The sequence below is a fragment of the Pseudomonas sp. GD03842 genome, from assembly GCF_029841165.1.
In the GTDB taxonomy this organism is placed as follows: Bacteria; Pseudomonadota; Gammaproteobacteria; order Pseudomonadales; family Pseudomonadaceae; genus Aquipseudomonas.
The window spans coordinates 166882-190377 of the sequence record NZ_JAOCEA010000012.1 but is presented as its reverse complement, the minus strand read 5'-3'; the positions used below and the strand labels follow the sequence as shown (position 1 = coordinate 190377).

Below are 23496 nucleotides of genomic sequence, written 5' to 3'. Positions count from 1 at the left end.
CGGTAATGATTGATACGCGTCGTTGGTTCTGGCTGGGCGGGGTGGTCCTGCTGTGCCTGTTCGTCTGGCTGTTGCATGCCATTCTTTCGCCGTTTCTGGTGGCGCTGCTGTTGGCTTACATGGGCGACCCTCTGGCCGATCGGCTGGAAAAACTCAAGATGTCCCGGACATGGGCGGTGGTGACGGTTTTCGTCCTGTTCACACTCATCTTCATGGGCTTGCTGCTGGTGTTGGTGCCAATGCTCGCCAAGCAGCTCTATCGGCTCTACGAGCTGGCGCCGCAGATACTGGACTGGTTGCAACACACGGCATTGCCCTGGGTGCAGGCCAAGCTGGGACTGGCGGAAGGGTTCTGGAAGTTCGACAAGGTCAAGGCGGCGATTTCCGAGCACATGGGGCAGACCGGTGACATCGTCGGAATCGTCCTGGCCCAGGCCACCACATCGACGCTTGCGCTGATTGGCTGGTTGACCAACCTGGTGCTGATCCCGGTGGTCTGCTTCTACCTCTTGCGGGACTGGGATGTGATGATGGCCAAGGTTCGCAGTCTGCTGCCGCGTCATCGTGAGAAGAAGATCGTAGCCCTGGCTGACGAATGCCACGAAGTGCTAGGCGCGTTCATTCGCGGGCAACTGCTGGTAATGGTCGCACTGGGGGTCATTTACGCGGCCGGCCTGATGCTGGTCGGTCTCGAGCTGGGCCTGCTGATCGGCGTGATCGCCGGGCTGGCCGCCATCGTGCCTTATATGGGGTTCGTGATCGGTATCGGGTCGGCGATCCTGGCGGGCTTCTTTCAGTTCGGCGGCGACCTGTATCCGATGCTGGGCATCGTGGCCGTGTTCATGGTGGGGCAGGCGCTCGAAGGCATGGTCCTCACACCGCTGCTGGTGGGCGACCGTATCGGTCTGCACCCTGTGGCGGTCATTTTCGCGATTCTGGCGGGCGGAGAGTTGTTCGGTTTCACCGGCATTCTCCTCGCGCTGCCGGTTGCCGCGGTGATCATGGTTCTGGTACGGCACGTACACGACCTGTACAAGGATTCGGACATCTACGGTGGCATGGAGGATCCTGAGCTATAAGGGACCGATGCTCGCTTGCAGTGAAATGAGAGGGCTAAAGGGCGGGGCGGGTCGATCACAAGCCTGTGGCAACGAGGCCGCATGCCGGAGTCGACCTGCCCCCTTTCGTGATCTGACCGTGAACCGTAAGAGCAGGCGCATTGGGTCACCTGTCATGGCGCCGAATCCGGCGTCTTGCCGGGAGCGGATGCAACTCGTTGATTTTGCAGGCCGACTGGCGGATTGTGCGGCTGGCCTCTCGGGTATAAACTTTGCACACTTTACACAGAGGCCCCTTGGCGGTTCGTCATCGAACCGGTCAGCCAGCATGAAACCAGTTCAGCTGCCCCTGAGTGTGCGTCTGCGTGATGACGCCACCTTCATCAATTACTACCCAGGCGCCAATGCCGCTGCACTCGGCTACGTCGAGCGCCTGTGCGAGGCCGATGCCGGGTGGACCGAGAGCCTCATCTATCTGTGGGGCAAGAACGGGGTAGGGCGCACACACCTGCTGCAGGCTGCCTGCCTGCGCTTCAAGCAATTGGGCGAACCGGCCGTCTACCTGCCGATGGCCGAGCTGCTGGAAGAGGGCGTCGAGCTGTTCGATCACCTTGAGCAGTACGAACTGGTCTGTCTTGACGATCTTCAGGTCGTGGCGGGCAAGCCCGAATGGGAGGAAGCCCTTTTCCACCTGTTCAATCGCCTGCGCGACAGTGGTCGACGCCTGCTGATCGCGGCGTCCTGTTCGCCACGGGAGCTGCCGGTCAAATTGGCAGACCTCAAATCGCGCCTGACGATGGCACTGGTCTTTCAAATGCGGCTGCTGTCCGACGAAGAGAAGCTTCGTGCGCTGCAATTGCGCGCGTCTCGCCGCGGTTTGCACCTGACGGATGAAGTCGGGCATTTCATTCTGACTCGAGGCAAGCGCAGCATGAGCGCGTTGTTCGATCTCCTCGAGCAACTCGATCAGGCCTCGCTGCAGGCTCAGCGGAAGCTGACCATCCCCTTCCTTAAAGAAACGCTCGGCTGGTGACGCTGCCAGAGGTGGACCCGGCGGTGGTGCAGCAGACGGTCGCCGCCCTGCGCCGCGCGGACCGCATCCTGATCATCACGGGCGCCGGGTTGTCGGCGGATTCGGGTCTGCCGACCTATCGTGGTGTTGGCGGCTTGTACAACGGCCAGACCGACGATGGGCTGCCGATCGAAAGGGCGCTTTCCGGGCCGATGCTGCGACGTGATCCTGCCCTGTGCTGGAAATACATTGCCCAATTAGGTAGCGCTTGCCTGGGTGGACAGCCCAATGCGGCGCATTTTGCGATCGCACAACTGCAGCGATATAAGCCGGAATGCTGGGTGCTGACTCAGAACGTTGACGGTTACCATCGGGCGGCGGGCAGCCCGCCCGAACGGTTGATCGAGATTCATGGGCAGATCGCACCGCTCTACTGTCAGTCCTGCGGCGCGCAGGACCCGGAGCTGAGCGCTCACTTGCAACGTGCGCTGCCGCCGTTGTGCGCGCATTGTGAGGGTGTCCTCAGACCGCCGGTCGTCTTGTTCGAGGAGATGTTGCCGGAGCTGGCATTGAATGTGCTGTATGCAGAGATGGCAAAAGGCTTTGACGCTGTACTCAGTGTTGGAACCACGGCCAGTTTCCCGTACATTCACGAGCCGCTGGTGCGAACGCGAATTACGGGAGGCTTTACCGCTGAGATCAACCCTTCGCCGACCGATCACTCCAGGCACATGGACGCTGTTATGAGGTGCCGAGCCTTAGATGTGATGGGGACACTGGCAAGTCACATTTGTTTCGATTGAATTTGCAAATGACGACGATTGAAGGCATAGTCTCGGCTTCTTTACACCTTAGCCACGGTCGTGCCCATGCTGAATCGCTTCGCACCCCTCGTGCCTCTCGCACTCGTGACCCTGCTGTTCGGCTGCGCGGCCCAGATGCCAGCATCGCAACAGCAGGCGCAGATTCCACCGTTCAAGGACTCTGCCACCGCTCAAACCGCCAACCGCGCTGGGTATTCGGCATCCGCCCTGGATGACGAAATCGCCACCGAAGACGAGCTGGCGCAGTTTGCCGACAACAAACCTTATCAATTGCCCCTGCTGGCCGACAGTATTCTGGAACGTGGCAAGTCGCTGATCGGCACCCGTTACCGGTTCGGCGGCACCTCGACCGCCTCCGGCTTCGATTGCAGCGGCTTCATCGGTTATCTGTTCCGTGAAGAAGCAGGCATGAGCCTGCCACGCTCTTCTCGCGAGATGATCAACATCGATGCCCCTCTGGTCAAACGCAACGACCTCAAGCCTGGTGATCTGCTGTTCTTCAGCACCGCTGGCCGTGGTCGTGTGAGCCACGCGGGTATCTACCTGGGTGATGACCAGTTCATTCATTCCAGCAGCCGTCGCAGTGGCGGTGTACGCGTCGACAGCCTCGACGATGCGTACTGGGCTCGGACGTTCATCGAAGCCAAGCGTGCGTTGGCCATGGCACCTTCCCATGTGCCTGAAACGACGACTGCGATGACCTCGACTACAATCAAGCGCCAACATCGTAAATAACCGTTGTTACCGGGTTTGGCCCGGACTGTGAAACGTCGCGATACGGGTTTGGCAAGGCAAGACAGGCGAAAGGGCCGGGTTTGGATGTTCGGCCCCGGTTTTTTTGCTGTTTTACCGGGCTGGCACCGAACGCAGCCGATTCTGCGCAGTCTTGAATGAACCCGGCTCCCGGCAGAGCAAGCCGCATCCTATGAAGGTTGTTGTGTTTATGTCGTATACGGTTCGTCTGGCTGTAGCTTCTTTGGCGGTATTACTGGCAGCGTGCTCCAGCCATCCTCCGCCCTCTCCACCGAAGGTCGTTTCCCGGCCTGTGGTTTCCGCTCCCTCTCAATTTTCTTCGCCTGTCGCTGATGACGTCTTGTTGCGCGCCATTGGGCTGGTGGGGACACCGTACCGCTGGGGTGGCAACACGCCTGATTCCGGCTTCGATTGCAGCGGCCTGATCGGCTATGTCTACCGCGATGCCGCGGGGATCCTGTTGCCGAGGTCGACGCGCGAGATGATCAGCCTGCGGGGCCCGGACATCGATCGCAGCCAGCTACAAACAGGGGATTTGGTATTTTTTGCCACCAACGGCGGGTCGAACGTGAGCCACGCCGGTATCTATGTCGGTGAGGGGCGGTTCGTTCATGCGCCGGCCACCGGTGGCACGGTCAAGCTCGACAGCCTCGACAAGCCGTATTGGCAGAAGGCCTGGCTGAACGCCAAACGGGTGATCCAGCCTTCGAACCTGGCGCGCAGTAACTGAGCTGCTCAAGTGCACTGTGTCGGTTTGCTGTTGCGCCAGCAGCAGGCCGGCCTGGTGCCGACAGGGGATGCCCAAGCCAGCGGCTTTCAGCGACAGACGCACGACGCTTTGATTGACGCTCCGTAGTCAACCCTCTAACCTTCGCCGATTGTTTCAGGTGCCCGAGAACACGGGTGAAACAGGGAAGCCGGTGCGAACGCTCTGCGATCCATCCCGGCACTGCCTCCGCAACGGTAAATGAGCCAAGGCCCGCACAATGCCACTGTGTCCGAAGGACATGGGAAGGCGCGTGGTTTTTCATGAGTCCGGAGACCGGCCTGATCCATTCCACAGCATCACGGAGGGCGATGCTCTGCGCAGGCTCGATTCGTTTCGATGCCTGCCGCCAGTCATTGCGCGTGTTCTCCGTTTGCCACACCTGCCCTCAAGCGGAGAGCTGAGATGAGCGAATCCCCCGAACGTGACGAACGCCACCTGGCGCGCATGCAGCGCAAAAAGGCGGTGATGGACGAACGCATTGCCAGTGCGCCCAATGAGTGTGGCCTGGTACTGGTACTGACCGGTAACGGCAAAGGCAAGAGCAGCTCGGCGTTCGGCATGCTGGCGCGTGCCATGGGCCACGGTATGCAATGCGGTGTCGTGCAATTCATCAAGGGTCGCAACGCCACCGGGGAAGAGCTGTTCTTCCGCCGCTTTCCCGAACAAGTGCACTACCACGTCATGGGCGAAGGCTTCACCTGGGAAACGCAGGATCGCCAGCGTGATATCGCCGCTGCGCAGGCCGCCTGGGCGGTGAGCCAGACGCTGCTGCGGGACCCCGCGATCGGCCTGGTGATTCTCGACGAATTGAACATTGCCCTCAAACACGGCTACCTCGAACTGGACCAGGTACTCAGTGACGTACAGGCCCGTCCGTCCATGCAGCACGTGATCATCACGGGCCGAGGTGCCAAGCAGGAGCTGATCGATTTGTCCGACACCGTGTCCGAGATCGGCGTGATGAAGCATGCCTTCCAGGCCGGAATCAAGGCGCAGAAGGGTATCGAGTGGTGACAGAGCCCCGTCAGTGCCCCGCTGTTCTGATCGCCGCACCCGCTTCTGGCCAGGGCAAGACCACCGTCACCGCAGCGCTCGCTCGCCTTCATCGCAACCAGGGCCGCGACGTGCGCGTGTTCAAGTGCGGGCCGGACTTTCTCGATCCGATGATTCTCGAACGCGCCAGCGGTCATCCCGTGTATCAACTGGACATGTGGATGGTGGGCGAAGCCGAGAGCCGCCGTTTGCTGTGGGAAGCTGCCGCCGAAGCGGATCTGATTTTGATCGAGGGCGTGATGGGGCTTTTTGACGGCACGCCCTCCAGTGCCGATCTGGCCAGGCGTTTCGGCGTGCCGGTGCTGGCGGTCATCGACGGCACGGCCATGGCTCAAACCTTCGGTGCACTGGCATTGGGGCTGGCGCGCTATCAACCGGACCTGCCATTCGCAGGCGTGCTGGCCAACCGCGTCGGCACGGTGCGTCATGCTCAGTTGCTCGAAGGCAGCCTGACCGAAGGGCTGCGCTGGTACGGGGCGCTGTCTCGCGAGACCGCGATTGAGCTGCCGAGTCGTCATCTCGGGCTGGTTCAAGCCAGCGAACTCAACGATCTGGACATGCGGCTGGATGCTGCTGCAGCAGCACTGGCCGAAACCTGTGATGCAACCCTGCCGCCCGCCGTCACTTTCGAGGCCCCTGAGTTCGTCGCGGCAGCGCCGTTGTTGACGGGCGTGCGGATCGCCGTCGCCCGTGACGAGGCCTTTGCGTTCATTTACGGTGCCAGCCTCGATCTGCTGCGGGCAATGGGCGCCGAATTGTCGTTTTTCTCGCCGATCCATGATTCGCAGTTGCCGGAGGCCGACAGCCTGTACCTGCCTGGGGGCTACCCCGAACTGCACCATCTTGCATTGGGGCAGAACCGGCCGATGCTTCAGGCCATTCGTGCCCATCATGCTGCGGGCAAACCGTTGTTGGCCGAGTGCGGTGGCATGTTGTATCTGCTCAACGCACTGACCGACGTGCAAGGGCTGCGTGCCGAACTCGTCGGCTTGCTCGATGGCGAGGCGGTGATGCAAAAGCGTCTTGCAGCCTTGGCGCTGCAGTCGGTAGAGCTACCGGAAGGCGTATTGCGCGGGCACACCTATCACCACTCGCTGACCAGCACCGAGCAGGTGCCGATCACCCGTGGCATCAGCCCCAATGGTGGGCGCGGCGCGGAAGCGGTGTACCGCGATGGACGGATGACCGCGTCCTACGTGCATTTCTATTTCCCTTCCAACCCACAGGCGATGGCGGCGCTGTTCTTGCCATGACGGTCCATCCACCACGCCCGCTTGAGGGCGCCATGACTGACCCGGCTTTCAGCGAGCAGGAGCGCGCGGCGGTCTACCGGGCCATCGCCGAGCGTCGCGACATGCGTCATTTCAGCGGCGGCGAGGTCGCGCCGGCGCTGTTGGCCCGCTTGCTTGAAGCGGCCCACCACGCGCCCAGTGTCGGCCTGATGCAGCCTTGGCGTTTTATCCGCATCAGTGATCGCGCGTTGCGTGGGCAGATTCAAGCACTCGTCGAAGAGGAACGGCTGCGCACGGCGGAAGCGCTGGGCGAACGTTCCGATGATTTCATGAAGCTCAAGGTCGAGGGCATCAACGACTGCGCCGAAGTGCTCGTCGCAGCCCTGATGGACGACCGTGAGAAGCACATTTTCGGCCGTCGTACCTTGCCGGAAATGGACATGGCTTCGCTGTCCTGCGCCATCCAGAACCTGTGGCTGGCGGCTCGCGCCGAAGGGCTGGGCATGGGCTGGGTATCGTTGTTTGACCCGGCGGCGCTGGCCGACCTGTTGCACATGCCGACCGGATCGAAACCGTTGGCCATTCTCTGTCTGGGGCCGGTCGAGGCGTTTTACCCGGCGCCGATGCTGGTATTGGAAGGCTGGGCGCAAGCGCGTCCGCTGCAGGAATTGGTTTTTGATAACACCTGGGGGGTGAAGTCATGAGCGTGGCCCTGTTGAGTGTCGCCGGGGTGGCACTGGACGCGTTGCTGGGCGAGCCGAAACGTAATCACCCGCTGGTTGCGTTTGGTCGATACGCCGAGCGCCTTGAGCAACGCTTCAATTCCGGCGGTCGTGGTTGGCGCAGCCACGGCGTCACCGCCTGGTTTCTAGCGGTCGTGCCATTGACCCTTCTGGTGACGCTGCTCAGCGTGCTGCCGTACGTTGGCTGGCTGGTCGAGGTGGCAGCGTTGTACTGCGCCCTTGGCCTACGTAGCCTCGGCGAACATGTCGAACCCGTGGCACAGGCGCTGCGAGGCGACGACATCGAAGCGGCCCGCCAACGCGTGGGTTACCTGGTGAGCCGCCAGACGTCAGAGTTGGACGCCACCGAAGTGGCCCGCGCAGCCACTGAGTCGGTATTGGAAAATGGCAGTGATGCGGTGTTCGCGGCGATCTTCTGGTTCGCGGTGCTCGGTGCGCCTGGGGTGGTCCTGTACCGGTTGAGCAATACCCTGGATGCCATGTGGGGCTATCGCAACGAGCGCTTCGAACGGTTTGGCTGGGCGGCGGCAAAAATCGACGACCTGCTCAACTACCTTCCCGCGCGCTTGGTGGCCCTGACTTACGCGTTGTTGGGCAAGACCCGTCTGGCGCTGCGCTGCTGGCGCACTCAGGCGCCAAAATGGGACAGCCCCAATGCCGGTCCTGTGATGGCGGCGGGGGCCGGTGCACTGGGCGTCGAATTGGGAGGCGCTGCGATTTATCATGGCGAGCTGCATCAGCGGCCAACGTTGGGCGAAGGCGCTGCCGCCGATGCCGATGCCATCGATCGTGGCTGGAGCCTGGTACAACGTGGGGTCTGGCTGTGGTTACTGGTGCTGTGTCTGGGAGCTGAATTCTATGCTTGAGCACGGTGGGCGCTTGCGCGGCGCAGTCGCGAAGTACGGGATCGATCAAGCGGACTGGCTCGATCTTTCCAGTGGCATCTCCCCATGGTCATGGCCGATTCCGCCGATTCCGGCCGCGGCGTGGGCGCGTTTGCCGGAAACCGAGGACGGTCTGGAAGACGCGGCTCGCGCTTATTATGGCGCACCTGACGTGCTGCCCGTGGCTGGCTCCCAAGCCGCGATCCAGGCGCTGCCGCGTCTGCGTCAGGCAGGCAAGGTTGGCGTTCTCTCGCCGTGCTATGCCGAACACGCCGAGGCGTGGCGCAGCACCGGATTTCTGGTGCGTGAAGTGCTGGAGCACGAGGTCGACCGCTTCATCGACGTCCTTGACGTGCTGGTGGTGGTGAACCCCAACAACCCCACTGGCCTGAGCGTGCCTCCGGCGCGTCTGCTGGAGTGGCACGCGCGTCTGGCACAGCGCGGTGGGTGGCTGGTGGTCGACGAAGCCTTCATGGATAACACGCCGGGGCTGAGCCTGGCGGCAGAGACGCAGCGTCCGGGCTTGATCGTCCTGCGTTCGTTCGGCAAGTTCTTTGGGCTGGCCGGTGTTCGTCTGGGGTTCGTGCTCGCCGAATCGCGCTTTCTCAAAACACTTGCCCGGCAGATCGGGCCCTGGTCGGTCAGTGGCCCTGCGAGGGTGCTGGGGCAGGCATGCCTTGAGGACCTCGACGGGCATCGTGTGCAGCGCGAGCGCACCGAGTTCGCTTCCCGACGGCTGGTGGCGCTGCTGACGCACTTTGGCTGGGCGCCTCAAGGGGGTTGCGCACTGTTCCAATGGCTGGTTACTGCGCGGGCGACCGAGCTCTATGAGTTCTGTGCCCAGCGGGGCATTCTCTTGCGCATTTTCTTGAATGATGGCCCGCACAACAGCAGCCTGCGATTCGGTCTGCCGCGGGACGAGTCCGATTGGACACGCCTGGAACAAGCGTTGTGCGAATTTACCCAGGAGCGTGCATGACTATTTCCCGCACTGGGCGAACGTTGATGGTGCAAGGCACCACATCGGACGCTGGAAAGAGCACGCTGGTGACCGCGTTGTGCCGCTGGTTGACCCGTCAAGGCGTTCGGACCGTGCCCTTCAAGCCGCAAAACATGGCACTCAACAGTGCCGTCACCGCCGACGGCGGCGAAATCGGCCGCGCGCAAGCCGTCCAGGCCCAGGCCTGTGGCCTGGAACCTCACACCGACATGAACCCCGTGCTGCTCAAACCCAACAGCGACACTGGCGCGCAGGTGATCATTCACGGTCGCGCCGTCACCACCATGAACGCGGTGGCGTATCACGATTACAAGGTCATCGCGATGCAGGCGGTGCTCGCTTCACATCGGCGCTTGAGCGAAACCGGCGCGGTGGTGATGGTGGAAGGCGCCGGGTCGCCAGCGGAAATCAACCTGCGCGCAGGCGACATTGCCAACATGGGTTTCGCCGAAGCCGTCGATTGCCCGGTGTTGCTGGTGGCCGACATCAATCGCGGCGGTGTTTTCGCCCATTTAGTGGGCACGCTGGAATTGCTATCGCCGAGCGAGCAGGCTCGGGTCAAGGGTTTCGTCATCAACCGTTTTCGAGGGGACATCGCCTTGCTGCAACCGGGCCTCGATTGGCTGGAAGCGCGCACCGGCAAACCGGTGGTAGGCGTGTTGCCTTATGTCATGGATTTGCATCTGGAGGCTGAGGATGGCCTCGATCGACGCCAGATCGACAAGGCCGAACGTGTGCTCAATGTCGTGGTGCCGGTCCTTCCGCGCATCAGCAACCACACTGATTTCGACCCGTTGCGCCTGCATCCGCAGGTGAACCTGCAGTTCGTTGGCCCCGGCCAGCCCATTCCCGCCGCTGACCTGATCATCCTGCCGGGCTCCAAGAGCGTGCGCAGCGACCTGACCTATCTGCGCCTTAACGGCTGGGACACCGCCATTCAACGCCACCTGCGTTATGGCGGCAAAGTATTGGGCATCTGCGGCGGGCTGCAAATGCTGGGTGAACACCTGCACGATCCGTTGGGGTTGGAGGGCCCGGCTGGATCGAGCCCCGGGATGGGTTTGTTGGCCCTCAGTACCGTGCTGGAAAAGGAAAAGCAGCTACGCAACGTCAAGGGGCGTTTGCTCCTTGAGGGAGCGGACGTCGTGGGTTACGAGATTCACGCGGGCGTGACACAGGGGCCAGCGCTGGAGGCCCCCTTGGTGCAACTCAGCGATGGCCGTTGCGACGGCGCGATAAGTGCCGATGGCCAGGTGCTTGGAACCTATCTGCATGGGCTGTTCGAACACGCGGCGTCCAGCAGCGCCTTGTTACGTTGGGCGGGCCTGCAGGACGTGCAGCCGGTCGATTATCACGGCCTGCGCGAGCGTGACATCGAGCGCCTGGCGGATCTGGTGGACAAGCACCTGGATGGCACATTGCTGCGTGAACTCTGCGGTGTGGAGGCGGCATGATGCAGGAGCTTATCCTCGGGGGTGCACGTTCCGGCAAGAGTCGACTGGCGGAAAAACTGGCCGTCGATAGCGGGCTTGACGTCGTGTACATCGCTACCAGCCAGCCGCTGGACGGTGAAATGAATGCACGAGTGGCGCTGCACCGTCAGCGCCGCCCCGCGAGCTGGGGGCTGGTGGAGGAGCCGCTCGAACTGGCCCGCGTATTGAAGGAGAACGCTAGCCCAGAGCATTGCTTGCTGGTGGACTGCCTGACGCTGTGGCTCACCAACCTGCTGATGCTGGATGATCCGCAGCGACTGGCTCAGGAGCGCGACGCATTACTGGAGGGCCTGGCCGCGTTGCCGGGCCACATCATTTTCGTCAGCAACGAAACCGGGCTTGGCGTGGTGCCGCTTGGTGAGCTGACCCGTCGTTACGTCGATGAGGCCGGGTGGTTGCATCAGGCGCTGGCCGAACGTTGCCAGCGCGTGGTGTTCACTGTCGCAGGGCTGCCCATGACCTTGAAAGGATCCGCACTATGAGTAAAGCCTGGTGGCTCGTACCCGCTCCCCAACCCGATCCGGCCATTCGCGAGGAGGCATTGGCCCGACAGCAGCAGTTGACCAAGCCCGCCGGGTCATTGGGCCAACTTGAAGCCCTCGCCGTGCAACTGGCCGCCATTCAGGGCAGGGCAAAGCCCAAGGTCGATCACGTATGGATCGGCATTTTTGCAGGGGACCACGGTGTGGTCGCAGAAGGCGTTTCGGCCTATCCGCAAGAAGTCACCGGGCAGATGCTGCATAACTTCATCACGGGCGGCGCCGCGATCAGCGTACTGGCCCGGCATCTGTCGGCGCAATTGGATGTCGTGGATCTGGGCACGGTTTCCAGCGTGAGTCTGCCGGGGGTACGGCACTTGAACCTGGGGCCTGGAACGGCCAATTTTGTCCAGCGCGAAGCGTTGACTCCCACCCAGTTGGAGAGCGCCCTGAGTGCCGGCCGTGACAGTGTGTTGCGGGCCAAGGCCGCCGGTGCCGAACTGTTCATCGGCGGCGAAATGGGCATCGGCAACACCACGTCCGCCAGCGCAGTGGCCTGCTCATTGCTGAACTGCCCGGCCTCGGCGCTGGTAGGCCCTGGTACCGGGCTCGACAGCGAAGGCGTGCTGCATAAGGCGCAGGTGATCGAGCGAGCGCTGCAGGTCCATGCCGCCGAAGCGGGCAACGCCTTGGGCAGCCTGCGTGCGCTCGGCGGGTTCGAAATCGCTGCGCTGGTCGGCGCTTACCTGGCCTGTGCACAGGAAGGCGTTGCAGCATTGGTGGACGGCTTCATTTGCTCGGTCGCTGCATTGGTGGCCGTGCGGTTGAATCCGACAGCTCGGCAAGCCCTGGTTTTCGGTCATCGCGGCGCAGAGCCCGGGCATCGCCATGTGCTGGAGGCCTTGCAAGCCGAGCCGCTGCTGGAATTGGGCCTGCGATTGGGCGAGGGCAGTGGGGCCGCGCTGGCAGCGCCTCTATTGCGCATGGCGTGTGAGCTGCACAACGGCATGGCAACTTTCGCTGAGGCAGCCGTGGCGGATCGACCGGCATGACGCTGCACCTGGACCTGTTGCGTCATGGTGAGACCGAGCACGGTGGCGGGCTGCGGGGCAGTCTGGACGACGCACTGACACCGCTGGGTTGGCAGCAAATGCAGGATGCCGTGAGTGTGGGCCGCGATTGGGATCGGATCGTCAGCTCGCCGCTGCAACGCTGCGCGCGCTTCGCAGAGGACCTGGCCGCGAAACTCGGTGTGCCGTTGCATCTGGAGGCGGATGTCAAGGAGCTGCATTTCGGGGATTGGGAAGGTCTGAGCACGGCCCAGTTGATGGCCACCGACGCCGAAGGTCTTGGCCTTTTTTGGGAAAATCCTTACACCTTCACGCCGCCGAATGGCGAGCCGGTAAAAGCTTTTTCCGAACGTGTGACCGAAGCTATCCAACGGCTTTACGCGGCGCACCAGGGCGAACGGGTGCTGCTCATCTGTCATGGAGGTGTCATGCGCTTGCTGTTGGCGTTGGCCCGCGGCGTGCCGCGGGAGCAGTTATTGCAGGTGGTGGTGGGTCACGGCGAGCGCTTTTCCCTTCAGGTCGACGCTCAGGGCACGCTGACGGAGGTGTGAATGTTGCCGTTCTGGATCGCCCTGCAGTTTTTGAGCAGCCTGCCCATTCGCCTGCCTGGCATGCCGACGCCCCAGCAGTTGGGGCGCTCACTGTTGTTCTATCCCGCGGTGGGTGTCCTGTTCGGCCTGATGTTGATGGGACTGAATCTGTTATTGACCGGGGCACCGCTGTTGCTGCATGCCGCCCTGCTGTTGTCCGCTTGGGTGCTGCTCAGTGGCGCATTGCACCTGGATGGCCTGGCGGACAGCGCCGATGCCTGGCTAGGCGGGTTCGGTGACCGTGAGCGAACCCTCGCGATCATGAAGGACCCGCGCAGCGGGCCGGTTGCAGTGGTGACGCTGGTGGTGGTGCTGCTGTTGAAGTTCACGGCGATCCTGGCGTTGATCGACGCGCATCGGTCGATAGGGTTGTTGCTCGCGCCGGTGCTTGGGCGGGCGGCGATGCTGGGATTGTTCCTCAATACGCCTTATGTCCGTTCCGGAGGATTGGGGCAGGCGCTGGCGGATCATTTGCCACGTCCGCTCGGCATCAAGATCCTCATCGCCTCTCTGGTCGGCTGCGTCGCGGTGGCGGGTGTCGCAGGGGGGCTGGCCGTCTTGATCGCTACGGCCGGCTTTTTCGGATTGCGTCGGCTGATGATTCAGCGCCTGGGGGGCAGCACGGGCGACACCGCCGGTGCGCTGCTGGAGTTGCTGGAAGTCTTGGTGCTGGTGACCTTGGCGCTAAGCTGATCCATTGGACCGAGCCTCGCCAGGCGGGCCCAATGCGAAGCGCCCATGCTCATCTCCGCCCCGTCGATTGACACCCCTTCCGCCTTGGGCGTAGCTTCGCTGACGCCTTTTGTGGGCCTATACATCTATTGAGTTGCCCTTGGTCTCGGGAGGACGGAATGACATCGGTCTGGCGTGCCAGTGGCTGGGTTCTATTGGGCAGCGCGCTGATTCTGGCGCTGTCGCTGGGGACACGTCACGGTTTCGGGCTCTTTCTGCCACCGATGAGTGCGCAATTCGGCTGGGGGCGTGAAGTCTTCGCGTTCGCCATTGCCTTGCAGAACCTGATCTGGGGCCTTGCGCAACCGTTCACGGGCGCGCTGGCAGACCGCTTCGGCGCGGCGCGAGTGGTGTTCATCGGCGGCATTCTCTATGCCGTAGGGTTGGCACTGATGAGCATGGCCGATTCGCCCGCCTCATTGTCGCTGAGCGCCGGCTTGTTGATCGGCATCGGTTTGTCCGGCACGACTTTCTCGATCATCCTCGGCGTCGTCGGCCGTGCGCTGCCTCCCGAGAAGCGCAGCATGGGCATGGGGCTGGCCAGTGCAGCCGGCTCCTTTGGCCAGTTCGCCATGCTGCCTGGCACCCTCGGGCTGATTGGCTGGCTGGGCTGGTCCATGGCATTGGTGGCGCTGGGCTTGCTGGTGGCTTTCATCCTGCCGCTGGTGGCCATGCTCAAGGACAAACCCGCCCCCGCCGCAGTGGGCGAGCAGACATTGCGCGAAGCGCTGAAGGAGGCCTGCAGCCATACCGGCTTTTGGCTGCTGGCATTCGGCTTTTTCGTCTGCGGTTTTCAGGTGGTGTTCATCGGCGTTCACCTTCCCGCCTATCTGGTCGACCAACACCTGCCCGCCACGGTCGGTACCACCGTGCTGGCGCTCATCGGCCTGTTCAACGTCTTTGGCACCTACATCGCGGGGTGGCTGGGCGGACGGATGTCCAAACCTCGTCTGCTGACCGGCCTCTATTTATTACGCGCGGTGGTGATCGTCCTGTTCCTGTGGGCGCCTTTGACGCAAACCACGGCCTACCTGTTCGGGATTGCCATGGGCCTGCTCTGGCTATCGACCGTCCCGCTGACCAACGGGACCGTGGCCACGCTGTTCGGGGTGCGCAATTTGTCGATGCTGGGCGGGATCGTCTTTCTTTTCCATCAACTGGGCGCCTTCCTCGGCGGTTGGCTGGGCGGGGTGGTGTATGACCACACAGGCAGTTACGACATCATCTGGCAGGTCTCGATAGCCCTTAGTCTGATCGCGGCCGCCCTCAACTGGCCGGTGCGCGAGCGGCCAGTAGCGCGTCTGAGCGTTCAACCGGTGACGCTGTGACGCGGCTGATTCCCTGGCTGGCGGGCGTCATTCTGATGGCGACGCTGATGGCAGTGGCCTGGTGGGGGTGGCACCGCGTCGGCCTTGGGGCCTTGCAACTGGGCATGACCTGCTGAAGGCTGGCGTCTAGGCATTCGGGGGCGCAGGGAGTAGCGTGTGTCGCAGACGCCGAATGTCTATTTCGAAGGGATGCCTCCATGAATACTCGCTGGACCGTGCTGCCTATTCTGCTGTTGGCCATGAGCGGTGCCGTCGCCGCCGCGGATTGTCCTCCTTTATTGCACGGCGAATTGCCCAAGCTGCGCGCCCGGCAAACGATCGACCTGTGCCAGCAATTCGCAGGCAAGCCGATGGTGGTGGTCAATACCGCAAGTTTTTGTGGCTTTGCGCCTCAATTCAAAGGCCTGGAAGCGTTGAACCAACGTTTCAAGGGGCAGGGGCTTGAAGTGCTGGGAGTGCCTTCGGACGACTTCAAGCAAGAGTCCAATGACACGGCAGAGACGGCCAAGGTCTGTTACGTCAATTACGGCGTGACCTTCACCATGACCGAGCCTCAGCCGGTTCGAGGTGCCGATGCCATTCCGCTGTTCAAGGCGCTGGCTGAACAGAGCGGCGCACCACGCTGGAATTTCTATAAATACGTGGTGGACCGCAAGGGCAACGTCGTCGCCAGTTTTTCCAGCACCACAGCGCCGGATGACCCCGAGCTGATTTCCGCCGTGGAAAAGGCCATCGCGTCCAAGCCTTGAGACACACCTCGGGTCGCATGCGCTGAACGAAAAACCCCGCATCCATCGCTGGCTGCGGGGTTTTCTGTATGGCGGACCGGTGTCGGCCGGTCCCGCCAACGTCATCAGAAGCGGTAGGTCAAGCCCAGGCCAAAACCGTTCGCGCTGTTGTCGTACTTGGACGAGTAGCGCTGGCCGAGGGCGTTGGTGCGGTTCACCTTGACGGTTTCCTCATCCAGGTAGGAGTAGGCCACGTCAATGGTGATGTCGTCGGTTGGGCTGTAACCAGCGCCGACGCTGAAGATGGTCCGGTCACCGGTCGGGATGCGTGGCGAGCGATCAGTGTTGTTGGTTGGCGACTGATCGAACGTCAGGCCCGTGCGCAGGACCCACTGTTTGTTCAACTGATAGGACGTGCCGACGGCATACGCCCAGGTGTCGTGCCAATTCTGTTCTTCGGTGATGGTCCCGACCAATGCCGGGGCTGCCACGCCTCCAGCGCGGGTCACGCCCGAGTTGCGGACGGTGATGTCTTGCAGGCGACTCCAGCGCGTCCAGGTAGCACCGGCGTAGACTTTCCAGGCATCGTCCAGCTTCTGAGTGATGGAGAAGTCAACCGACTCCGGCGTATCCAGGCTGAGTTTGGCATCGTAGCGACCGCTTCCCAGAATCTGGGGAGGAACGCCTGCACCGGTGCGGACTTCGGTATGGCCGTCGAGCTTGTAAGTCACTTTCGAGTGGTAGGTCAGGCCCAGGCTGGTGCTGTCGGTGGCTTGTACCAGAATACCCGCGTTGAAGCCGTAACCGACGTCGTCGCCCTTCACCTGGATGCGGCCATCCCCGGATGGACGACCTGTGGCAGGAAGCGTGAGGCCGCTTACATTGAGGGTCGACTCCAGTGCGCCGGAAATGCGGTTGATGGTCGGACCGAAACCGATCGAAACCTTGTCATTGAACGCGTAGCTGATCGTCGGCTGGAAGGTGACGACCTTCACGATGCTCTTGCTGCCGAAATTCTGGCCCTGGAAGCTGCTCTCGTAGTCGGTGATCAGACCATAAGGAGCGTAGACGCCCAGACCGAAGGCCCAATGATCGTCGACCGGGTTGACATAGAAACCCATGGGAACGGCAGTGAACGGAACCATGTCGCCTTTGTTGGTGCCGGCGCGGCTACCACTGGCGTCGCTGATGTCGGTCTTGGCATCGATCGCGGCCACGCCCACAGTCACTTGTTGGCGTTTGAGGCGCGACATGCCTGCCGGGTTGCCATACACAATGCTCGCATCGTCAACGGAGGAGGACCGCCCCGCGAAACCGGTGCCCATGCCGCTGATGCTTTGTTCGTTGAGGGCAAAACCGGATGCGAAGAGTTGAGTGGAGGCAAGGGTAACGGCAAGACTGAGGCTGGATTTGATCATTGTTTTTTTCATTGTTAGAACTCCTTGTTGATCACCGCGCGGAAATTACCAACATTTTCCACAACGCGCTATAGGCTGGATCACCCGAGTTAGAGCAGTTTTTGTAGGACAATCTTGCGAAAATTGCTGCCTTATTCAGCGAAACCGGCAAGTCACAAAATGGCCGGTTCGCCTTGAAGCACGGGGACTACAGAAGCCTGCCAAGCGGTCGCGAAATCCATCAGTCGGCCCTGGGGCTGAAATACCTCGCGCCAAATGCGTGCCATGCCGATGACGTCGTCGAGGTTAGGGAGTGAGAGGCGACTCGCTTCGACCATCATCCAGGCAATGGCAGTGGCGTAGCGCAGATTGACAGTCAGTTCCAGGTCCGGCCCGGTCAGGAAGGCGTGCTGGCTGGCCAGCCCTCTGACACGGCTGGCCAGATCGGGGTCTTTGGCCAGGTAGCTGTCCCACAATGAGTAGTGCAGCGTGTCGGAAATCCCGTACAGCCCATGGCCGCGTTGACTGTCGAGGGCGAAGCCTAGCGCGGACTGGCTGGCGGCAACGGCCAGGAGGAAAGCTTCCGCCCGGGGATGGTGTCGATCCAGGTAGATCAGCGTAGGGCGGATCACGTATCGACGCAGTTCACTGGCAGCGATTCCCATAACACCCTCAGGAAGTGAATGAGCCGGTGGACCCTGACGCTTGGCAGCGGGATGGAATTCGGGTCCGCCGGAAGCGGCTAAGACCGCTTGAGTTGAAGCGTAGTCTCATATTTGCTGCGTAAAGGGCTGTTTTTAAAATATTTCCCCATGTGCCTCGGCGCCGATATTTCGCTCCGGAATTAACCCGAAGGTTTTTTCATAGCAAAAACAGGCACAAAAAAAGCCTCGCCGTTTGAGGGCGAGGCTTGATGAGGACTGATTTTGCCGACGAACGGTTACGCGGCCAGCGCTTGGCGCGTTCGCTCGATCACAGCCTGCAGCGGCACAGGGCTGGAATACTGGTCGGGGTACAAACGCTCGCTGTGGCGGGCGATGCCGTGCTCATTGACAAGCGTGAAGCTGAAGCAGCCTTTGCGGGCAGCCATGATCAGACAGTCCATGGGTGCGAAGGCATGGGTAAGGGTACGAATGGCTTCTTGAGCCTGGATTTGGGTAGTCATGTAAGGTGTTTCCTGAATCGACACGCTATATGAAGCGCGCCAGCTAAAATCGTTCCAGTAAACGCGGACCAATGCTCAATCGAGAGCCAGGGGCAGAGCGCAGAACCTGTCTGGAACAGGGCAGCCAGGGAAGCGCGGTTATCGATTGGCGCTGGGCTGACTGGTAGGTACTTCGGAGGGCAGGCGACACAACAGGAGCAAAGGTTCGGTGCTCCGGGTGAAGATCCTGATCAATTTGCAGGGTGGTTCGAGCAGGCCATGTGGGCTTCATCTCGTCTGCGGTTACGGGCAGATCGGGAAGGCATGACAGGTCAACCAACGAGGTGATCGGTTCCTGGAGGGCCTGAGCGTTAAGGGTTCAGGTCAAGGATGTCGTCGATCAGAATTGATTTCAGCTTGGTACTAACGGCGCGGATGTTAACTGATCCAGTTGGAATTGGGAAGTGCCTTTTGCATAGCGCCGTTTAGGGCCGTAAATCCGTCACCTCCCTGGCAATGAATCGAGGTGCTCAGCGTCTGACGCCCTTGGCAAAAGATGGCCTTTGGCCTTTTTGCCCTCTATCAAGCACGTTTTGGCACTTCCCAAACGGCGCTTTATAGCGATTGGAAATTGACTTGTGCACATTAAAACCTTTAGCTGCCATCCCACTGTCACATTCGCCCGTAAGAGGTTGATTTCCGGTAACGAATTATTAAGTCAATGAAAATCTTCGCTTTTTTGGGTTGGTGAAAAAATCGTCAGTTTGAACGCAGGCCGCGTTCTGCCTGCGTTTGCGGGGGTTGGACAGTCGTTGTCCACTGAGTTATCCACAGGATCTGTGGATTGTCCCTGCCCCCTGCTCTAGGACGCGCCTTTGCGCGGGTGTTCAACGCGAATCCGCCCACTCATCGCTGATCGGCCTCTGACGTGGGCGCCGCTTCTGCGCATAATGCCGCCAGCACGATTGTGGAGTAGGGAAATGTTCATGGCTTTTGACCTCACCAGCCTTCTGCTGGGATTGGGGATAGCGGGGGTGCCGTTGCTGGCATTGGCGTGGCAGCTGCAACGTAAAGTTGCGCGGCGCGAAGCGGATTTGCTTCTGCTCGACGAGCGTCTGGTCAATGCCCAGATGGCGCAGGACGGCCTCGCGGCGCAGTTGGACGCGGGGCGCGACGAAATCAGCGACCTGAGTCAGGCCAATGCCGTCAAGCAGGCTGACCTCGCAGCCCTGCGTCGGGAAGTCGAGCTGCTTCGGCAGCAGCAGGAGGCAGCGCGGCTGGCGCAGGGGGACTGGAACCAGGAGCGCGAAGATAAAGAGAACGAGCTGCGGCGCCTGAGCGCCCAGTGCGCGTCGCTAGGTGCCGAACTTCGTGAGCAGCAGGAGAGCCACCAGCAGCGCCTGAGTGACCTGCAAGGTTCGCGCGATGAGTTGCGTGCTCAGTTCGCAGAGTTGGCCGGGAAGATTTTTGATGAGCGCGAGCAGCGCTTTGCCGAGACCAGTCAACTGCAACTGGGGCAGTTGCTCAACCCGCTCAAGGAGCGCATCCAGTCGTTTGAAAAGCGTGTCGAGGAGAGCTACCAGCAAGAGGCGCGGGAACGTTTTTCGCTGGGCAAAGAGCTGGAGCGGCTACAACAGCTCAACCAGCGACTGAGCGATGAAGCCACCAACCTGACCCAAGCCCTGAAAGGGCAGAAGACCCAGGGCAATTGGGGCGAGCTGATCCTAGAGCGGGTGCTTGAACATGCCGGGTTGGAAAAAGGACGTGAATACCAGACGCAGGTCAGTCTCAAGGGACCTGACGGCGAGCGCTTCCAGCCCGATGTCCTGATCATGCTGCCGGGAAACAAACAGGTGGTGGTGGACGCTAAGGTCAGCCTTACGGCGTACCAACAGTTCGTTTCAGCGCAGGACGAGGTGATTGCCCAAGCGGCGCTCAAGCAGCATGTGCAGTCGCTGCGGAACCATGTAAAAGGGCTGTCCGGCAAGGATTACAAGCGGCTCGAAGGTTTGCACAGTCTGGACTTCGTATTGCTGTTCGTGCCTATCGAGGCAGCATTTTCGGCCGCGATGCAAGCCGAGCCGAACATGTTTCAGGACGCTTTCGACCGCAACATCGTGATCGTCAGTCCGACCACTTTGCTGGCGACGCTTCGGGTCATCGACAGCCTGTGGAAACAGGAGCGTCAAAGCCAGAACGCCAGGGAGATCGCCGAACGTGCAGGATGGCTCTACGACAAGTTCGTGCTGTTCATTCAGGACCTGGACGAGGTGGGCAGTCGCTTGCAACAGCTGGAAAAGGCCTACGGCGCCGCACGCAACAAGTTGGTGGAGGGGCGGGGTAACCTGGTCAGCCGCAGCGAGCAGCTGAAGTTGCTGGGCGCTCGGGCCAGCAAGCATCTGCCAGCGGACCTGTTGGAGCGTGCCATGACCGATGAAGATGGGCTGGTGCAGTTGCCTGAATAGATAGACCAGCGTCATGGAGCGCGGGGCCGAAATAGCGCTGCGCTTCTGTTTAACGAGAAAATTGTATACAGGATTTCGACGGTCAACTGCTCCCTTAGCCTCCCTCGAATGCACCGTGATCAAGCATACCTGCACTGCGAGCGCGCATTGATCGGGCGTTGTCGCACCGTGATTCTCCGTTCGCCTCTTCACTCGCGCTTTGCAGCGTACCGTCTATTCCGCGTTTGGTTGCCCCAGGTATACGGTATGGCACGCATTCTGCGTGTCAACGCGTATACAACCCATGCTTGCTCCCGTACGCAGTGTGGTTAGCGGCATGCCTCGGGAGCCTGTTCATCCTTTCAGGGAGACCCGTGATGACCGAGCCAATGCCCAAGGGCTACAGCCCCCGCCTCTATAATCAGGACCTGGGGCCGCTGCCGCAGAAGTGGACCTGGTACAACATTTTTGCGTTCTGGATGAGCGATGTGCACAGCGTCGGCGGCTATGTCTTCGCCGCGAGCCTCTTTGCGCTGGGCCTGGCAAGTTGGCAGGTATTGATCGCATTGCTGGCCGGCATTTGCATCATCCAAGTCGTCGCCAATCTGCTGGCCAAACCCAGCCAGCAAGCCGCCGTGCCTTACCCGGTGGTCTGCCGCCTGGCGTTTGGCGTATTCGGTGCGAACATCCCGGCCGTCATTCGCGGCCTCATCGCCGTGGCCTGGTACGGTGTGCAAACCTATCTGGCCTCCAGCGCGCTGATCATCGTGGTTCTGCGATTCTTCCCGCAGATGTCGGTCTACGCCGAACCTCATTTCGCTGGCTTGTCCTACCTGGGCTGGTTCGGTTTCCTGGTGCTGTGGTTGGTACAGGCCGCCGTGTTCTGGACCGGGATGGATTCGATTCGTCGGTTCATCGACTGGGCCGGTCCTGTGGTATACGCCGTCATGTTTCTGCTGGCAGGCTGGATCGTCTGGAAGGCTGGTTGGGCGAACATCAGTTTCACTCTGTCAGAAAAATCGTTGAGCGGTTGGGAGGCGGTGTCCCAAGTGATCATGGCCACGGCTCTGGTGGTGTCGTACTTTTCCGGGCCCACGCTCAATTTCGGTGACTTCAGCCGCTATTGCCGCAGCATGGCTGAAGTGCGCCGTGGCAACTTCTGGGGCTTGCCGGTCAACTTCCTGGCTTTTTCGCTGGTGACGGTCGTGATCGTCTCCGGAACCCTGCCGGTGTTCGGCGAAATGCTGCATGACCCGATCGCGACAGTGGCGCGCATCGACAACGATGTGGCGGTATTGCTGGGGGCATTCGCGTTCGTCACGGCGACTATCGGCATCAACATCGTGGCCAATTTCGTTTCTCCGGCGTTCGATTTCGCCAACGTCGCACCAAGCAAGATCAGTTGGCGCGTGGGGGGCATGATTGCCGCCGTGGCCTCGATCTTCATCACGCCCTGGAACCTGTTCAACAACCCGCAGGTGATCCACTACACCCTCGATGTACTGGCCGCGTTCATCGGTCCGCTGTTCGGCATCCTGCTGGTGGACTATTACTTGATCAAGAAACAGCAGATCGATGTCGATGCCCTGTTCAACGATGGTCCTTCGGGACGGTACTGGTACAACGGCGGTGTCAATTACACGGCCGTCAAGGCGCTGATCCTCGCGACGTTGGCGGGCATTGCGATTACCTTCATCCCCGCTCTGCAACCGATGGCGAATTTCGCATGGTTTACAGGATGTTTCCTGGGCGGCGTGCTGTTTTTCCTCTTTGCGCGACGCAGTCAGGCCCACGAAGGGACCGCGCTAAGCCCAGTGGCCGCAGGCTAGAGCTGGACGACCAGTGGCACTGCCGCTGGTCGAGCGCCACTCAGGGTTTGCGGGATGGCGACGTTAAAACGTAAGGGGAGGGAAAATTTCCTGCCGCGACACTTCGTAGCAGGCGTAAAGTGTCATTGAGCACTATGATCTGCTTTATGCGGACCCGGGTTTTACGAACAGTCAGCTGCCAGCATTCCCTGAAGGGGGGCGTACACATGAACAGCAAATTGCAAGAGTGGCTTCACGATGTCGGCGTTGCACTGGGCCTGATCGAGCGCCCGAAACTGCAACCCATTCCCGTCAGGACCGACGATGACGAGCGCCGTCGCCCTCGCCGCTGAATCCTGATCTGGGGTCAATCATCACAGCGGCGCTATCGTCCGATAGCCCGCCCGTGCCTTCGCACGACGCATTGCGTGCGCCCTTCGCCGCAGCCGCATCACTCACCCTGTACTGTCATCTGCGAAACGCTGTCCCGTGTGCCGTCACTACGGGCGTGTGCGGTCGCTCATCTGCACAAGAATGAGGTCAACCAAACCCTGCAGTGTCAGTTGGCGGTAAGGTGAATGCTCTGGCAGGTGGGCGATTTGCGATTTCACCTTGATCGGCATGACGATGCCGAAATCGGCCTGCAAGTGGCTGAAGAACTCCGCGAAGTCTTCTTCGTCCAGCTCCAGGTCGGCGAGCAAGGCATCGTCCTGGATCGGGTCTTTGTCGACCAGAATGATCCCGAGGGTGTCGAAGACGTGCTGCTGGATTTCGCGTCGGTCCATGGGAAGCCTCTGCATTGACGTGCCCAAAAATCCCCCGACTCCATGAACAGAGGCTGTCGCTGGACAGCCATGACCGCTATGCGCGATGAGTGTTCATCTATGCGGTGCGCTGTCATGGTTAAGGCTAGTTCAACTTCGCCGCCTCAGCGGAACACACGGCAGCGGACGAA

24 protein-coding genes and 1 riboswitch are annotated in these 23496 nt (G+C 61.2%); of the genes, 20 read left to right on the top strand and 4 right to left on the bottom strand.

Annotated elements, in window-relative coordinates; translation table 11 throughout:
* The first annotated feature begins 5 nt into the window (after nucleotides 1–5).
* From N5D61_RS18235 to N5D61_RS18155, 17 genes are all read left to right on the top strand, one after another.
* Nucleotides 6–1079, top strand: a complete 1074-nt coding sequence (locus tag N5D61_RS18235) for an AI-2E family transporter (RefSeq protein WP_108237281.1) — start codon at nucleotides 6–8, stop codon at nucleotides 1077–1079.
* A gap of 307 nt (nucleotides 1080–1386) precedes the next feature.
* Entirely contained in the window at nucleotides 1387–2091 is a 705-nt protein-coding gene (gene hda, locus N5D61_RS18230; RefSeq protein ID WP_108237280.1) for a DnaA regulatory inactivator Hda, read from the top strand.
* A 2-nt stretch (nucleotides 2092–2093) separates the two neighbouring features.
* A complete protein-coding gene (locus tag N5D61_RS18225) occupies nucleotides 2094–2873 on the top strand; it encodes an NAD-dependent protein deacylase (protein ID WP_256601705.1) in 780 nt (259 codons plus the stop codon).
* Nucleotides 2874–2939: 66 nt separating this feature from the next.
* Nucleotides 2940–3629 carry an NlpC/P60 family protein gene (locus tag N5D61_RS18220; protein ID WP_108237279.1) on the top strand — a complete coding sequence of 230 codons (690 nt, stop codon included), beginning with the start codon at nucleotides 2940–2942 and terminating at the stop codon, nucleotides 3627–3629.
* Nucleotides 3630–3837: 208 nt separating this feature from the next.
* Nucleotides 3838–4377 (top strand): C40 family peptidase, encoded by a 540-nt coding sequence (locus tag N5D61_RS18215; protein ID WP_108237325.1) that lies wholly within the window; start codon nucleotides 3838–3840, stop codon nucleotides 4375–4377.
* A gap of 138 nt (nucleotides 4378–4515) precedes the next feature.
* Nucleotides 4516–4713, top strand: a riboswitch (cobalamin riboswitch).
* 105 nt (nucleotides 4714–4818) lie between these two features.
* Nucleotides 4819–5430 (top strand): cob(I)yrinic acid a,c-diamide adenosyltransferase, encoded by a 612-nt coding sequence (cobO, locus tag N5D61_RS18210; protein ID WP_279893750.1) that lies wholly within the window; start codon nucleotides 4819–4821, stop codon nucleotides 5428–5430.
* A complete protein-coding gene (locus N5D61_RS18205; protein ID WP_279893749.1) occupies nucleotides 5427–6722 on the top strand; it encodes a cobyrinate a,c-diamide synthase in 1296 nt (431 codons plus the stop codon). Before cobO ends, N5D61_RS18205 begins: the two co-directional genes overlap by 4 nt.
* A gap of 32 nt (nucleotides 6723–6754) precedes the next feature.
* Nucleotides 6755–7405 carry a 5,6-dimethylbenzimidazole synthase gene (gene bluB / locus N5D61_RS18200; RefSeq protein WP_108237277.1) on the top strand — a complete coding sequence of 217 codons (651 nt, stop codon included), beginning with the start codon at nucleotides 6755–6757 and terminating at the stop codon, nucleotides 7403–7405.
* Nucleotides 7402–8310, top strand: a complete 909-nt coding sequence (cbiB, locus tag N5D61_RS18195) for an adenosylcobinamide-phosphate synthase CbiB (RefSeq protein WP_279893748.1) — start codon at nucleotides 7402–7404, stop codon at nucleotides 8308–8310. Before bluB ends, cbiB begins: the two co-directional genes overlap by 4 nt.
* On the top strand, nucleotides 8303–9307 hold the full coding sequence (gene cobD, locus N5D61_RS18190; RefSeq protein WP_279893747.1) for a threonine-phosphate decarboxylase CobD: 1005 nt from the start codon (nucleotides 8303–8305) through the stop codon (nucleotides 9305–9307). Before cbiB ends, cobD begins: the two co-directional genes overlap by 8 nt.
* Nucleotides 9308–9309: 2 nt before the next feature.
* Complete coding sequence (locus tag N5D61_RS18185; protein WP_279893774.1) at nucleotides 9310–10782, top strand: cobyric acid synthase; 1473 nt, start codon at nucleotides 9310–9312, stop codon at nucleotides 10780–10782.
* Nucleotides 10782–11303, top strand: a complete 522-nt coding sequence (gene cobU, locus N5D61_RS18180) for a bifunctional adenosylcobinamide kinase/adenosylcobinamide-phosphate guanylyltransferase (RefSeq protein ID WP_279893773.1) — start codon at nucleotides 10782–10784, stop codon at nucleotides 11301–11303. The genes N5D61_RS18185 and cobU overlap by 1 nt, the downstream gene beginning before the upstream one ends.
* Nucleotides 11300–12352, top strand: a complete 1053-nt coding sequence (gene cobT, locus N5D61_RS18175) for a nicotinate-nucleotide--dimethylbenzimidazole phosphoribosyltransferase (protein ID WP_279893746.1) — start codon at nucleotides 11300–11302, stop codon at nucleotides 12350–12352. The genes cobU and cobT overlap by 4 nt, the downstream gene beginning before the upstream one ends.
* Nucleotides 12349–12921 carry an alpha-ribazole phosphatase family protein gene (cobC, locus tag N5D61_RS18170; protein ID WP_279893745.1) on the top strand — a complete coding sequence of 191 codons (573 nt, stop codon included), beginning with the start codon at nucleotides 12349–12351 and terminating at the stop codon, nucleotides 12919–12921. Before cobT ends, cobC begins: the two co-directional genes overlap by 4 nt.
* Nucleotides 12922–13653: an adenosylcobinamide-GDP ribazoletransferase gene (locus N5D61_RS18165; RefSeq protein ID WP_279893744.1), complete on the top strand. Its 732-nt coding sequence runs from the start codon at nucleotides 12922–12924 to the stop codon at nucleotides 13651–13653.
* Nucleotides 13654–13811: 158 nt separating this feature from the next.
* Nucleotides 13812–15020, top strand: a complete 1209-nt coding sequence (locus tag N5D61_RS18160; RefSeq protein WP_108237270.1) for an MFS transporter — start codon at nucleotides 13812–13814, stop codon at nucleotides 15018–15020.
* A 197-nt stretch (nucleotides 15021–15217) separates the two neighbouring features.
* Nucleotides 15218–15769, top strand: a complete 552-nt coding sequence (locus N5D61_RS18155; protein WP_279893743.1) for a redoxin domain-containing protein — start codon at nucleotides 15218–15220, stop codon at nucleotides 15767–15769.
* Nucleotides 15770–15873: 104 nt separating this feature from the next.
* Here the strand turns inward: N5D61_RS18155 and N5D61_RS18150 are convergent, their stop codons facing one another.
* The 3 genes from N5D61_RS18150 to N5D61_RS18140 form a co-directional block, all read right to left on the bottom strand.
* A complete protein-coding gene (locus N5D61_RS18150) occupies nucleotides 15874–17178 on the bottom strand; it encodes an outer membrane protein transport protein (RefSeq protein WP_279893742.1) in 1305 nt (434 codons plus the stop codon).
* Between the two features lie 140 nt (nucleotides 17179–17318).
* The gene (locus N5D61_RS18145) at nucleotides 17319–17810 is read right to left on the bottom strand and encodes a hypothetical protein (RefSeq protein WP_279893741.1); all 492 of its coding nucleotides are present in this window, start codon (nucleotides 17808–17810) and stop codon (nucleotides 17319–17321) included.
* Nucleotides 17811–18085: 275 nt separating this feature from the next.
* Nucleotides 18086–18310: a hypothetical protein gene (locus N5D61_RS18140; protein WP_108237266.1), complete on the bottom strand. Its 225-nt coding sequence runs from the start codon at nucleotides 18308–18310 to the stop codon at nucleotides 18086–18088.
* Nucleotides 18311–19389: 1079 nt separating this feature from the next.
* On the opposite strand from N5D61_RS18140, the gene rmuC reads away from it, so the two are divergent.
* The 3 genes from rmuC (at nucleotide 19390) to N5D61_RS18125 (ending at nucleotide 22894) form a co-directional block, all read left to right on the top strand.
* A complete protein-coding gene (gene rmuC, locus N5D61_RS18135; RefSeq protein ID WP_279893772.1) occupies nucleotides 19390–20754 on the top strand; it encodes a DNA recombination protein RmuC in 1365 nt (454 codons plus the stop codon).
* A 356-nt stretch (nucleotides 20755–21110) separates the two neighbouring features.
* Nucleotides 21111–22562, top strand: coding sequence for an NCS1 family nucleobase:cation symporter-1 (locus tag N5D61_RS18130; RefSeq protein ID WP_279893740.1), 1452 nt, complete (start codon nucleotides 21111–21113; stop codon nucleotides 22560–22562).
* A 206-nt stretch (nucleotides 22563–22768) separates the two neighbouring features.
* Nucleotides 22769–22894 carry a PA1414 family protein gene (locus tag N5D61_RS18125; RefSeq protein ID WP_256601618.1) on the top strand — a complete coding sequence of 42 codons (126 nt, stop codon included), beginning with the start codon at nucleotides 22769–22771 and terminating at the stop codon, nucleotides 22892–22894.
* Nucleotides 22895–23041: 147 nt separating this feature from the next.
* Here the strand turns inward: N5D61_RS18125 and N5D61_RS18120 are convergent, their stop codons facing one another.
* The gene (locus N5D61_RS18120) at nucleotides 23042–23326 is read right to left on the bottom strand and encodes a hypothetical protein (protein ID WP_108237263.1); all 285 of its coding nucleotides are present in this window, start codon (nucleotides 23324–23326) and stop codon (nucleotides 23042–23044) included.
* Between the last annotated feature and the right edge of the window lie 170 nt (nucleotides 23327–23496).

Coding starts and splice junctions, on each gene's coding strand:
- N5D61_RS18235 (WP_108237281.1), top strand. CDS start 6: ATGATTGATACGCGTCGTTGGTTCTGGCTGGGCGGGGTGGTCCTGCTG.
- cobC (WP_279893745.1), top strand. CDS start 12,349: ATGACGCTGCACCTGGACCTGTTGCGTCATGGTGAGACCGAGCACGGT.
- N5D61_RS18120 (WP_108237263.1), bottom strand. CDS start 23,326: ATGGACCGACGCGAAATCCAGCAGCACGTCTTCGACACCCTCGGGATC.
- N5D61_RS18145 (WP_279893741.1), bottom strand. CDS start 17,810: ATGGGAATCGCTGCCAGTGAACTGCGTCGATACGTGATCCGCCCTACG.
- N5D61_RS18155 (WP_279893743.1), top strand. CDS start 15,218: ATGAATACTCGCTGGACCGTGCTGCCTATTCTGCTGTTGGCCATGAGC.
- N5D61_RS18140 (WP_108237266.1), bottom strand. CDS start 18,310: ATGACTACCCAAATCCAGGCTCAAGAAGCCATTCGTACCCTTACCCAT.
- cobT (WP_279893746.1), top strand. CDS start 11,300: ATGAGTAAAGCCTGGTGGCTCGTACCCGCTCCCCAACCCGATCCGGCC.
- N5D61_RS18160 (WP_108237270.1), top strand. CDS start 13,812: ATGACATCGGTCTGGCGTGCCAGTGGCTGGGTTCTATTGGGCAGCGCG.
- N5D61_RS18125 (WP_256601618.1), top strand. CDS start 22,769: ATGAACAGCAAATTGCAAGAGTGGCTTCACGATGTCGGCGTTGCACTG.
- hda (WP_108237280.1), top strand. CDS start 1,387: ATGAAACCAGTTCAGCTGCCCCTGAGTGTGCGTCTGCGTGATGACGCC.
- N5D61_RS18150 (WP_279893742.1), bottom strand. CDS start 17,178: ATGAAAAAAACAATGATCAAATCCAGCCTCAGTCTTGCCGTTACCCTT.
- bluB (WP_108237277.1), top strand. CDS start 6,755: ATGACTGACCCGGCTTTCAGCGAGCAGGAGCGCGCGGCGGTCTACCGG.
- cobD (WP_279893747.1), top strand. CDS start 8,303: ATGCTTGAGCACGGTGGGCGCTTGCGCGGCGCAGTCGCGAAGTACGGG.
- N5D61_RS18165 (WP_279893744.1), top strand. CDS start 12,922: ATGTTGCCGTTCTGGATCGCCCTGCAGTTTTTGAGCAGCCTGCCCATT.
- N5D61_RS18130 (WP_279893740.1), top strand. CDS start 21,111: ATGACCGAGCCAATGCCCAAGGGCTACAGCCCCCGCCTCTATAATCAG.
- cobU (WP_279893773.1), top strand. CDS start 10,782: ATGCAGGAGCTTATCCTCGGGGGTGCACGTTCCGGCAAGAGTCGACTG.
- N5D61_RS18215 (WP_108237325.1), top strand. CDS start 3,838: ATGTCGTATACGGTTCGTCTGGCTGTAGCTTCTTTGGCGGTATTACTG.
- N5D61_RS18220 (WP_108237279.1), top strand. CDS start 2,940: ATGCTGAATCGCTTCGCACCCCTCGTGCCTCTCGCACTCGTGACCCTG.
- cbiB (WP_279893748.1), top strand. CDS start 7,402: ATGAGCGTGGCCCTGTTGAGTGTCGCCGGGGTGGCACTGGACGCGTTG.
- cobO (WP_279893750.1), top strand. CDS start 4,819: ATGAGCGAATCCCCCGAACGTGACGAACGCCACCTGGCGCGCATGCAG.